A 12,666-nucleotide genomic window follows, 5' to 3' on the forward strand; every position below is an offset into this window, starting at 1 on the left:
GTTTAGCAAGAATCTGATACAAAACGATGGGAAAGATCTATGTAAACCAATAATATTAACCCCTTGCTATCATTAGAGAAAACTCCAATGATGTTTTTTTTACGTACTAAATACAACTATGAAACGATTACTTTTTTGCTTAGCAGCTTTAATGCTTTTATCAGTTGGCTGTTCTAAGAACCAGAACAATGAGGTCAAGAAATTAACCTTGACGCTTTCTGCCGACAAGGCAACTTTTGTAGCGGATAACACCGATGTTGTTACTTTTAAGGTAATAGACCAAGACAACAAAGATGTATCTTCTAACGTAACCATTAAGGTTAATAACAACGCCATAAATGGCAACACATTCAAAACAGACAAGGCAGGCACTTATAAGGTTGTTGCTTCTTTGGATAAAACTGTTTCCAATGAAATAACCATCACAGCTCAGAAGTCCGATGAACTTGAAAAGGAAAAGACTCTTGTTTTAACTTCGGATAAGGCTTCTATTCTGGCTGACGGAAAGGATAAAATCACTTTTACTGTCAAAAAGAAAGATGGAACAGACATAACTTCCGATCCAAAAACCAAAATTAGAGTGGATGGTGTAGGAATAACCGGCAACACCTATATCTGCGCAAGTGCAAAAGAATACAAAGCTATTGCTTATTATGAAGAAGAAGAGTCTAATGAGCTGGTATTCCAAGCCAATCTCGCTCAAGCCATTAAGCTGGAAGCAGATGTTATTAAAGTCAATCTTGATGATTCTCCCAAAATCACATTTAAAGTTTCGGATAAGGATGGAAAAGACATCACAAAAGATTCTGAGATATTCTATGAAGAAAAGACCTTGGAAGGCAATGTATTCGCTCCTACATCTGCCGGCGACTTTACATTCAAAGCAAGATATCAAGGTAATATCTCTAACATTGTCAAGATTACAGTAGTAGCTCCTATATCCAATTTCTTCATAAAGCTCGATAAGGAAAGATTTACCGCCGATGGTGAAGATATTGCTTCTTTCATGTGTTTTGATGCAGACCAAAATGATAAGGATATTACAGAACTTGTAACATTTGAAGTAGATGGGAAAGATATAGAAAGCAACTATATCACTTCAAGACAGAAAAAGACATTTTTGGTAAAAGCAAAACTTAAAGGTAGAACTTCCCAGCCTGTATCCATTACAGCAGTTGATGAATTTGAACCAACAAGCAGATTATACGTAGAAGACTTTACCGGTCTTTGGTGTCCATATTGTCCAAGATATCTGTTTATGATGGAAGATGCGACAAAAGAGTCTAAAATTGTAGGCTTGGCTCTACACATAGATGATAAATGGAACTCACCGGAGTGTAAAAAGATTGCTAATAAGCTAAAAGTTCCAGGCTATCCTTCTATCGTGCTTTACAGAGATAAATTCTATAAACAAGGCGGTGATGTACAAACGCTTCTCACCCATAGAAAACCAACTACTGATGTCGGCATATCCATGAAAACCGATGTTGTTGGAGAAGAAGTCGTAGCAGATGTTAAGATCAAAGCAACAAAGGATATGAAAAAGATCAAGTGTGTTGCCATACTGTTTGAGAACAAGCTTGAAGGATGGCAAACAAATGGATTGGGTCAAAGTAATGGTCTTCCTAATCCTTTCAAATCCGAACATAGCCATGTCTATCGAACCAGCCACGGAGGTGCGACCTTCGGAAATCCTATCGAACTTACTGCCAACAAGACACTATCCCAAACTTTCAAATTCACAATGAAAGGCGATTGGAAAAAAGAGAATTGCGGTGTAGCCATATTGATCACAACCGAAGATGACAAAGTAATCAACGCCCAAAGAGCTAATGTGGGCTCAGGTTGTGGATTCTAAATATTATCATCATCCATTCTTTCCCTTCTTAGAGTGGAAAGGATGGATGATTTTTTTATCACATTTCTAAACTTTCTAAATCGTTATTGTAATGAAAAAACTTGCTATCGGGCTTATATTCCTATTCTGCTGTATATCGGCTCTGTCTGCTCAGAATGTAAAGATCGAAAAGCTAAATGGAGAGCATCAAAGCTTTTCCGAGGTCATCAAAGGTGGTAAACCTGTGATTGTTTCATTTTGGGCAACCTGGTGTAAACCTTGTATCAATGAAATGGAAGCCATGAAAGAGATTCGAGACAGATGGGAAGGAAAAGTAAGGGTTGTATCTATCTCCATAGATGACTCTCGCTCCAAATCCAAAGTACCCTCTTTCGTAAAAGCTCGGAATCTTCCTTTCGAATTCTATCTGGACAGCAATCAAGAGCTTTACAAGAGCTTGAACGCAACTTCCGTTCCTTTCATCTTCATCTATAACAACGGAAAGCAGGTTTACAAACACAACGGATACAATCCCGGAGACGAAGAATATCTTGTGGACAAGGCTTTGAAATATGTGAAGTAATATCGGAAATATCTTATCTGTAAAAGAGATTTATATGAAAAGAAGATTCAATGCCATTCTCTGTGCACTTGGAATCGTCGCCATTGCAACTCCCACAATATTGGCTCAAAATGAGAAAAAGGAGAAATATTGGGGCAGGCTCAATGGAGGAATAGAGTCCAATGCCGCGCTTTATAAGAAAGACGAGAATGATCCCGATGCTAAAAACTATGGCGATAACACCTATCTGAATCTCAGATACAACTATAAGAACTTCAATGCCGGACTGCAATACGAACTCTATCTTCCCCCTCTAAAAGGTTTTTCTCAAGAGCTCAAAGGACACGGTCTCACTCATTACTATCTTAATTATAGTGCAGAGAAGCTCAACGTAACCTTAGGAAGTTTCTACGAGCAGTTTGGTAGCGGACTCATCTTTCGTGCATACGAAGAGAGAGCATTGGGTATCAACAACTCTCTTAGAGGTCTCAACATCAAATATACCCCTTCAAATTGGCTGACTCTAAAGGCGATGGGCGGACAGCCGAGACGCTACATGGAGTATGCAGATGCTTTCATGTGGGGAGGAGATGCGGAGCTGTCTGCCATCAAACTCTTCAAGAAAGAGTCCGAATACGATGTAACACTGGGCGCTTCCTGGGTTTCTCGTCATAATACAAAAACAATAGAGGAATCCGAAGAGCTTGCTCGTGTGGATCTGTTCAGTACAAGGGCTGGGTTCTACTCTCCCAGCTTCAATCTTGGAATAGAATATACCGGCAAGGGAATGAGTCAAACCTTCTCTCCGGCAGAGGGATCTTATCCGGCAGAAGCAGGGGATGCGCTACTGATCAATGCAGACTATATCCGTCCCAACTTCGGTATATCCGGGGTGTTCAGGCGGATAGAGCACATGGACTTTAGGATAGACAACAAACTGGAACAGCTTTATATCCCGATAAACTATGTTCCGGCTCTGACCAAACAACACAAGTACACACTTCCCGGACTTCATCCGCATGTTACCGAACTTGGTGGAGAGATTGGCGGACAGGTAGACCTTTTCTGGAATATCTCCGGTACTGCATTAGGGAAATACCCATTGAAGATCGCCTTAAATGCCTCTCACTACAAATCTTTGGGAAATAACTTTAAGAAAACAATGCCTTTCTTTGGTCAGGATGGCTCGAATCTCTTCTCCGAAGTAGCTCTTGAGGTGGGAAAACAGATCAACAGATCGATAAAAACGACCATTGGACTTTATTATCAGAACAAGTTTTACATATCTGAAAACTACGACTCCTATATCGGTGTAATAGACTTCCTTTGGAGAGCCAATAGGAAGCTGTCTCTAAGAACAGAGCTACAATATATGTCTACCGAAATGGAAGAGAAGGGTTGGCTATTCGGTCTTCTTGAGGTGGGATTTGCCCCAAACTGGATGGTTTACGTAAGCGATATGTACAACCATGGCGGAGAGAAAAAAGAACACTATTATATGGCAGGTTGTTCTTTCACTTATAATGGTCTCCGACTCACAGCAAGCTACGGAAGATCAAGAGCCGGCACTCAGTGTGTAGGAGGTATATGTAGATTTGTTCCGGAATATACCGGGCTTATGGCAGGTCTATCCTATACATTCTGACAAGATATACGAACAGCATATTCCTAAAAGAGAGGCTATCACTTGTGTCCGGCACACAGTGGTAGCCTCTCTTCTTTACTCTCTTTTTAATGGGAAAGGGGGAAATACCCATAAACATCCATGAGGAGCATCACTTCAAGACAACACTTCCCCACTACTCCTACACTGTATCCTGCTTATTCTTCTGCGACATGGTTGCCGTTCAGTTCGTAAAAATATGCGATACAACTCTTGAATGAACCTATTCATTTGATTCTTTAGACCTATTAGAAAGTTACTCTTAATCCTTTAAGAACTACAACTCAGGGCTTGATTTCCGCAAATCGAAATTTGACCTGTACAAACCGCACCATGAGTCTTGCTCATAAAGCTTTGAAAAACAGTTCTTAATCCGTTTACTCTTAAATGTAAATATGGATAACCAAGTTTTTGAACACTATCATCAAACTTCTTACCGTGTCGGATGAAGATTTTCCGCACAATAATTTGAAGAGTAAGCGGCTTAGTCCTCCAATAAATGATCCGTTTCTCAAGATATTATCACTTCTCTTTGGTCTTGCCATGAGCTTGGGAGTAGAGAATAAACAGCCGGAAAGAGAGAGTTCAAATCATTTGAAGAAAATAAAATCCTGTATCCCATACAATCTTGACAGACAGATAGAAGAGTGCAAAATAAGCAGATAAAAAAGAGAGGGTAGCGGTCATAACCGATACCCTCTCTTAAAATGATTCTAACAGAACTGTTTCTCCGCTTCGGACAGAACAGATATAAGATTGCTCTACTATTGGTTGCGGAGTTTTATGTCCGAATTAGTCAAGATTGTTCCAATACTCCATATTTTTGATAATCTCAATGGTTACCTTTCTGTCTCCCTCTCTTATGATATGAGACTTAGCAACCGGCATTGCAGCAATCTTCTTGCCTACGCCTCTACTCTTAAGCATATCAGCAGAAACACCACGTTCCAGCAGGCCTTCAACAACGGCTTGAGCTCTTTTACGAGATAGTACCTCGTTGTATCGCTCGCTACCTCTGCTGTCTGTATGCCCTGTGATGAGGAACTTATGCTGAGACATTCTCTTAAGAATAACAGCTGCATCATCAAGAATCTTTGCAGACTCCGGTGTTATGTCGTACTTATCAAATTCAAAATTGATATTGGCAAACAACATATAGAGAGGTTCGCTCTCTTTTTCCACGTACTTGATGATCTCTTTTTCTACCGGTTTTTCTACGATTTGTCGTACAATCTTTTCTCGGTAGATCACTTTAGGAGCCTCTTTGGTCTCCCCTATTCTGAACATTACTCTGGCGAGAACGCGAGGGAAGTTGAGCTTGCTCTTAGTGAAAGAGGTAAGATAATCTGCTTGAAGTCCAAAGCCGATGCGGTCATTGAACCAGCTGTTGACACCCACTCCAAAAGATGCCAAGAAAGCATGCTTCTGATTATCTGCTTGGCTGTTAAACTCATCCGAGTGAGTCCATTTCAGATTATCCCCCTGAAAGTTGGGGAGCATTCCGCTTCTTGTCAAATAAAAATCTTTGAAGAGATAGTTTGCTCCTATTCTGAAGTAAGGTTCAACATACTTTTTATTGAAGAGAGGGGTTAGGCGAAACTGTGCGCCCAATCCTCCCATTCCATAAAACTTATATTGGTTCATCTTTTCCGAAGAAAAGCTGTTAGCCCAGCCGAGTGTCGCTTGGATGTCCGCATACAACCACGGATTGATCTCTCTTGCCAAATAGATATTCCCCCCGATCATCATGTTTCTGAGATCAAGATTGTAAACATCCCCTTTAGCAGAAGAGCGATAACTGTGAAAATTCATGCGACTGATGTTGAAAACATCAGCTCCCAATCCTATCTCCCAACTCTTTTTCGGATTCACTTTACCGGCAGACTCTTTCATACCGGACTCCTGAGCCGATACTCCAATGGAGAAAACGAGCAAAGAGGAAAGTAATATATATTTTAGTGATGACATAATCTTTGTTTTATAGTTAAATATCAACGGATGTCAGAAATTATGTTGGCATGAAAATGGTTACTCTGACAAGCAAGTTTGGAGAGTAAGCCTTACCTTCAGAGAGAGCCCAAACATTGACAATAAATGTATTTTCAAATGTATCTATGCTTATAGTAGCCTTTCCTTCTCCATCTGCAGGTTTCTGATAAACTTCGATATTCGATGTTGGTCCTCCCCCGCCATAATATCCTTCAAGACCAATTGCTTGATAATAAATAGTCGCATTAGGATCCGATTGAACTTCTATCAGAGTAGGCTGAGATGGATGACCAGGATATTCGGGGTCATCATGAGGTGGCTCCGGTTCTTCCGGTGGAGCCACTACTCCTATCATAGGGTCTCCCGGAATCACACTAAGTATGGATAGCTTTGTTACCTTAACTTCGCCGGGGCCTCCCTTCTCTCCTTTCATATAGAGCATAAAGTGAGCCATGGACTTGTTATTCTTATCCCAAACATTTCCGTCCTTGTCAAAAATAGTTCCCTTTTCGACTTCTTCTACCCAAATTTCATAAGCAGATTTTCCTTTTCCCGATTCACCCTTTTCACCTACTGCAGAAACACCGGTGTTGATACCGTTAATGTACCAATAACCATCTATTATTTCGACTTTGTCTCCAGGAGCTCCTGACGATCCATCATTACCTTTATCGCCCTTGTCTCCGGAATTACCTTTATCTCCTTTGTCTCCTTTCTGACCTTGGTTACCTTTATCGCCTTTGTCGCCCTTTTCACCTTGGTCGCCTTTATCGCCCTTTTCACCTTGGTCACCTTTGTCGCCCTTTTCACCTTGGTCACCTTTGTCGCCCTTTTCACCTTGGTCGCCTTTATCGCCCTTTTCACCTTGGTCGCCTTTATCGCCCTTTTCACCTTGGTCGCCTNGCCCTTTTCACCTTGGTCGCCTTTATCGCCCTTTTCACCTTGGTCGCCTTTATCGCCCTTTTCACCTTGGTCGCCTTTATCGCCCTTTTCACCTTGGTCGCCTTTGTCGCCCTTTTTACCATCCTTTCCTCTGGCAGGGATACCGGTATCTTTATCTCCTATTTGCCAATTTCCTTTAGAATTGATAAAAGGAGTATCCCCCTTATCTCCTTTGGCACCTGTAAGGAAAAGATAAAAATCTCTCTTGGTATTCTTTTCCGGATTCCATTTCTCTCCGGGTTTGTGAGGATTATCCACCGAACCATCTCTGATCCAGTCTTGCCAAATAGAAAAAGCATCCTTACCGGAGTCTCCCTTTGCACCCTTAAGATACTTGAAATAGTTCGCAAGGTCTGTACCATTTTCCCATTGGATCGTCTTGTTTTGTACAGCTTCGACCCAAACTTCATACGCACTCAATCCCCTCGGTCCCGGAGGAGACAAAATCTCGATGCGATCACATGAAGCCATGCTGACAAGCACTGCTATCAGCACAATGTACTTATAAATCGTCTTCATATCTAAATAAATAAAAAAGCGTCGAAAACATAAAAAAGAGATTTCGACATACAGTTTGTTTAATAAATATAATTTTAAATGGTTGATTAACCAAATCGACGCAAAATTAACAAAAAAAAACGATGACACAAAACAATAATTAAGCAAAAGAATATAGAAACAGAATAAGTCAATTAGCTTCCTAATATGAAAAAGTATGCAAAACAACTATTATTTATATATAAATACGACTGAAATAAAAAACTCAATTGCAGTCAAACGACTATCAATCAGAGAGCTAATTTGAAATAAAATCTAAAAATAGAATGGGTAGCAAGGAGCATTATATAAAGAAAAAGACCTGAGCAGAGTGCTCAGGTCTTTCAAATCAAATGTTATATATAATGCAGTGCTTATTAGAAGTTATATGCCAATCTTGTAAAGAATACACGACCCGGCGAAAAAGAAGCATTTTGGAAGTTAATGCTTCGGGGCTTGTAAGCAATAATATTATCTACTCCTAAGGTTATGCTATAACGTTGTAGGAAAGTTTCTGTAACAACTAAGCGTGTAGTCGGGAATCCTTCGTATTTAATAGGCACCATTTTCGGAGCTTTAGTTACCGGATCTTGTTCCTCTATATTGGTATCTATACCGGAATAATATTGTCCCATCAAGTTTACACTTAAACTGTGATGAGCCCAAGCCTTATACCACTTAATACTTCCAAGTATATTGTGTGGACGAGTGAGAGAAGTCTTGTAAGCTTTACCATCCATGGTAACATACTGGGGATCGTGAGTGTAGAGATAGTTCAAAGAGAAAGTAAGCCCATTTACCGGTCTCCATGTCAGCTGAGCATCGGCAACGGTCATACTGCTTGTGTCATCGATATTGACATAGTACTGGTCATTATTGCTCTTTGCTCTCAACACGATTCTGTCCTTAAACCTTGTGTGTGTTACTCCACTATTTATACTCAATGTATGTTTATGATTCCACTCCAAGTTAACCAACATCTGTCTTGCTGTTTCCGGTTTGAGATTCGGGTTTCCCAAAATATAAAAACGTCCTAAATGACTCCAATTGAAATAGAGTTCCATTGCCGTTGGAGACTTAAATGCCTCATAATAGCCGAGACGCATCTTGACATTATTATAAGATAAAGAAGCAGAAATCTTTGGACTCAGATGAGTACCATAGGCAGAGTGAATGTCTGAACGCAGACCATATAGAAGTTGGAAATGCTTTGATGGGCTCCATAAATGCTGCCCGTAAAGAACGAAATATCCAAGCTTTTTGGTCTCCTTGTTTTCAGCAATCTGATAAGAGTTTATAAGCTCGCTGTTTGCTTCTGCACCGATGTTCAAATCTCCTATCTTCTTATCTGAAAAAGCATACATTGCTTTCGCCATGTGCTTGATATTCTTATACAAGAAGAGTTTATTATCTGTCTCTTTCTTAGGATAGAAACGGTGTCTTAATGAAAAGTCTGTGTTATAAGATCCTTGAATGGAATGCTTTTCTGAAAGTCCCAAATTGAAGCTTACCATATTATTCAGATAATCATACTTATCGTTATAATATTCATTCAGCTCTTGCTTTCTTGTATTACCTGAAAGATTCCATTTTATGGCTACATTATCCAGAGGCTTCCACTTTAGTCTGTTAGCAGCACGATAGATTGTATTCTTGAAGAGATCCAGAGACTCGTCTTCTTTTTGAGTAGAAAGCTTATACCCTCCCTCTACTCCTGTGGAGAAGGATGTAAGGTTGGAGAGTCTTTTCTGACGAAAACCAACTCCAATATGACCATTGTGCTGCTTGATAGTAGAAGAGCCAACAGAAGCATTGAAAGAGAATGGTTTTCTGTTCTCTTTGGTAATAAGATTGATAACTCCTGCAATAGCATTAGAGCCATACAAAGCACTACCGGCACCCTTAACAACCTCTACTCTCTCTATCATATCCGGAGAGAGCCTGGAGAGATCCACAGATCCGCTTCGCATACCAGCCATCTCCTCTCCATCTATAAGGATTGCGGTATATTTGGAATCCAATCCCTGAATCTTCATTCTGGTAACCCCTCCGTGATCGCTTAGCTCTATTCCGGGTATCGTGTACAAGAATAGCTCATTCATTGTAGTGGGAACAATTTTCTCTATCTGCGAACGCCCTATGATGTGCGTAGGAACCGGGAGCTGTTCCAAATGGCGTTGAGTACGAGTGGCTGTAACAATCACGTGGTCGTCCAACTGATATGTGTGAGACTTCATGTAGATTTTGAGATTCGTCAGATCCTTAAGCAAAGTAAGTGAGAGTCTTTCCGGCTCATACCCTTTGCAAGTAAAGATGACGCCTTTCACATCCGATTTTTTCAGATCGGAAAGATCAAATGCAAATTCTCCCTTATCGTTGGTCAAAACTTCTCTCGCTATCTTTCCTCCTTTTTTCTTAAGGATGACACGTACATTGTTCAAAGGCTTTTCAACCTCTCGGTCCAATACCACACCTTTTACCTCTACTTGTGCTTGTACAGCAACAATGCAAAAAGTGGATAGTATAACCAATAGTGCTATTTTTAGTCTGCTTATCATTGCTTTTTATTTCTTTTCTCTTTCTCAAGAGGGAAAAACAAAGAGCCATTCTTAGCTCCAAATGATGCTGAGAGTGGCTCTTTTTCTATTATTAAAGTAGTATTTGGATTTTAGATACTACATAATCACAGTTTGACATACTTAAAGCTAATATGTCCTCCCTTTCCTTCTTCGGAAAGAACTCCTGTAAACTGCAACTTGTAATATGTCTTACCATCTGCTGCAAGAAAAACAAAGATCTTTTTGTTTACGACATACATCTTGGTTGGATCTCCTCCCATTTCTTTCATATTCACAGTGAAAGATCCGATCGTATTCTTCAAGAAGTTATCATTGTCCGTAAGGCAGAATCCTTTCTCCAAAAGATAAGGAGCCGCTTGATTGCCCATATTGACCCCAACAGGAATAAGAATCTCTTTATTTTCGATCATCTTAGCAGGTTCCGGATAAACCTTTGCATCAAAATCAGTTGCATCAAGCATCTGAGCTTTTGCTTTTCCTAAGAAATTCTTGTCGTTGACTCTTATCTGCTGTCTATGGAAAGCCACATCCCAGTCCTTGCTTTTCGTGGGATCTTCAACCTTTACGACCTTGCCGGTTTCAAAAGAAAAATAAGCCCATTCCGTATAGGAGTTAGCTCTAATATAAGAAGCTGTTTTAACCTCATTCTTTTGAGGAACATCCGGCTTATTCTGATCCTTTTTACAGCTTGTAAAGAAAACTCCTAAACATACTGCTGTAAGCAGCATAAATGTCTTTGTCAAAGTAATTTTTTTCATTGTTTTGTATGTGATTTGATTGTACTAAAGCTACCATTATCCATGTAGTTTTCGGTTGCAAAGATAGAAGTCAGCAAAAACGGCAACAATCACAATTTATAGGTAAAATGCCATACAAATCAATCAAATTTGACAATAATTAGGGAGCAATCAGAAGGCCTACTTTCCCTCAAATAAACATGACACGTTCTAAGCTAAGATGCAATCACAATAAGAGACAACAAATACAGATTTATACCATAGGTTGCATACACAAGAAGCTCCAACAATGGATTTTTTGCCTCGGCATTATGATGATACATGACATCATACTCAAAGTTTCTGGTTCTCCATTTAAATTTCGGCTTCATAAGAAACAGCGGATTTTTTTGACTATCCGTTATCTCAAAATTCTTGCCGAATATATTTTTACTCTTGACTGTATAGGTTTCTTCAGTATCTCCATCTGTCAAACGGATAATGATATTCCATTTCCAATTGAATCGAATATCTCCTTTACACACTCCATTTTTTAGTATATCATACCTACTATGCCATATATTATGAGGACGAATTTCTATTCGTTCTCCGTTGAATTCGAAACCTGCAACACTTGAGAAGTGGCTTTTATAGATTACTTGCACCACTCTTCTATTTTCTATTTCCACAGCAAAGTCGCCCCTCGATGCTGTTGATTTTACAACTGTATTCATCCGTCCTGAAGGATTTATTTATCTAATTTGAAGATACAAATATAGGTGTTTGAGTCAAAAAACACCTATCCATGACAAGAAAGCAAAATAAACCATGATATTATAGCAGTCAGGATAAATATCAAAAGTAAAAAACATGTATCTTGTAAGCAGAAAAAATTCCCCCTTAATGGGTATATCCATCAAAGCAAAAAGAGGGAAAGTAGAAAAATATGGCTTTTCATATACACACATATAGTGATTAAAGAAAAAAGCACATAATTTCGTGCTAAAGTATCGGAAAGACAAAATAAATAGTTTAACTTTGCCGGCAAACAGAATAATAAACATATAAACAGTTTTAAACCCACTAAACACTTATCATTTCTATGTGGTTATTTAATTCATCTATTGGGAAGAAGGTCTTAATGAGTTTGACCGGATTCTTTCTTATTGTATTTCTATTAGTTCATGCGACTATAAATGTTGTCGCAATCTTTTCTGAAAGTGGTTACAATGCAGCTTGCGACTTTATGGGAACAAATCCTATAGTTCAGTTCATGGTACCGGTTTTGGCATTAGGATTTATTCTTCACATTGCCTATGCTTTTGTGCTTACAATCCAAAATCGTAGAGCAAGAGGAACAGACAGGTATGCTTCTTCCAGTAAGACCGGAATAGATTGGTCTTCCAAGAACATGCTCGTTCTCGGTGTTATTGTTTTGGGTGTATTGGGATGGCACCTAACTCACTTCTGGTCTAAGATGCAACTCTTGGAGTGGACAGGTCAAGCTCCTGAAAAAGGCTTTACTCTCGTAGCCCAAACATTTTCCAATCCTATCGTGGTAGTATGCTACCTTGTGTGGTTGTTAGCCATTTGGTTCCACCTTTCTCATGGCGCTTGGAGTGCTTTCCAAACTCTCGGGCTCAACAACAAGATTTGGTTTAAGAGACTAAGAGTTATAGGTATCATCTACGCAACGATTGTATGTTTGATGTTTGCAGCAGTAGCTGTATCATTCTATCTTAACTCTCTTGGTCTGTGTGACAATATCGGTCACATTTGGACACTTGGTTCACATGCGGCGGAGCACACAATGGTTCCGGCTCTTTAATGTTTAATCCTGA

The 12,666-nt window shown here is 39.6% G+C and carries 10 protein-coding genes; 5 read left to right on the plus strand and 5 right to left on the minus strand.

Annotated features, from left to right (window positions below; translation table 11 throughout):
* Positions 1 to 118 precede the first annotated feature (118 nt).
* The 4 genes from HQ39_RS03215 to HQ39_RS03230 all read left to right on the plus strand — a co-directional run bounded on the left by HQ39_RS03215 (position 119) and on the right by HQ39_RS03230 (position 4,728).
* Entirely contained in the window at positions 119 to 1,858 is a 1,740-nt protein-coding gene (locus HQ39_RS03215; RefSeq protein WP_081965366.1) for an Omp28-related outer membrane protein, read from the plus strand.
* A 91-nt stretch (positions 1,859 to 1,949) separates the two neighbouring features.
* Complete coding sequence (locus tag HQ39_RS03220) at positions 1,950 to 2,420, plus strand: TlpA family protein disulfide reductase (protein WP_052079396.1); 471 nt, start codon at positions 1,950 to 1,952, stop codon at positions 2,418 to 2,420.
* 34 nt (positions 2,421 to 2,454) lie between these two features.
* Positions 2,455 to 4,044, plus strand: coding sequence for a DUF6029 family protein (locus tag HQ39_RS03225; RefSeq protein ID WP_036863686.1), 1,590 nt, complete (start codon positions 2,455 to 2,457; stop codon positions 4,042 to 4,044).
* 429 nt (positions 4,045 to 4,473) lie between these two features.
* Complete coding sequence (locus tag HQ39_RS03230; RefSeq protein WP_036863688.1) at positions 4,474 to 4,728, plus strand: hypothetical protein; 255 nt, start codon at positions 4,474 to 4,476, stop codon at positions 4,726 to 4,728.
* A 126-nt stretch (positions 4,729 to 4,854) separates the two neighbouring features.
* Here the strand turns inward: HQ39_RS03230 and HQ39_RS03235 are convergent, their stop codons facing one another.
* From HQ39_RS03235 to HQ39_RS03255, 5 genes are all read right to left on the minus strand, one after another.
* Complete coding sequence (locus HQ39_RS03235; RefSeq protein ID WP_036863689.1) at positions 4,855 to 6,030, minus strand: OmpA family protein; 1,176 nt, start codon at positions 6,028 to 6,030, stop codon at positions 4,855 to 4,857.
* Between the two features lie 40 nt (positions 6,031 to 6,070).
* Positions 6,071 to 6,505, minus strand: a complete 435-nt coding sequence (locus tag HQ39_RS09645; RefSeq protein ID WP_052079397.1) for a hypothetical protein — start codon at positions 6,503 to 6,505, stop codon at positions 6,071 to 6,073.
* A 1,402-nt stretch (positions 6,506 to 7,907) separates the two neighbouring features.
* Entirely contained in the window at positions 7,908 to 10,088 is a 2,181-nt protein-coding gene (locus HQ39_RS03245) for a TonB-dependent receptor (protein WP_036863692.1), read from the minus strand.
* A 125-nt stretch (positions 10,089 to 10,213) separates the two neighbouring features.
* A complete protein-coding gene (locus HQ39_RS09170; protein WP_052079399.1) occupies positions 10,214 to 10,867 on the minus strand; it encodes an HmuY family protein in 654 nt (217 codons plus the stop codon).
* 194 nt (positions 10,868 to 11,061) lie between these two features.
* Complete coding sequence (locus HQ39_RS03255) at positions 11,062 to 11,559, minus strand: hypothetical protein (RefSeq protein WP_036863694.1); 498 nt, start codon at positions 11,557 to 11,559, stop codon at positions 11,062 to 11,064.
* A 368-nt stretch (positions 11,560 to 11,927) separates the two neighbouring features.
* On the opposite strand from HQ39_RS03255, the gene HQ39_RS03265 reads away from it, so the two are divergent.
* Positions 11,928 to 12,653 (plus strand): succinate dehydrogenase, encoded by a 726-nt coding sequence (locus HQ39_RS03265; protein ID WP_036863698.1) that lies wholly within the window; start codon positions 11,928 to 11,930, stop codon positions 12,651 to 12,653.
* The last annotated feature ends 13 nt before the right edge of the window (positions 12,654 to 12,666 follow it).

It is taken from the genome of Porphyromonas sp. COT-108 OH2963 (genome assembly GCF_000768895.1).
Classification (GTDB): Bacteria; Bacteroidota; Bacteroidia; order Bacteroidales; family Porphyromonadaceae; genus Porphyromonas_A; species Porphyromonas_A canoris.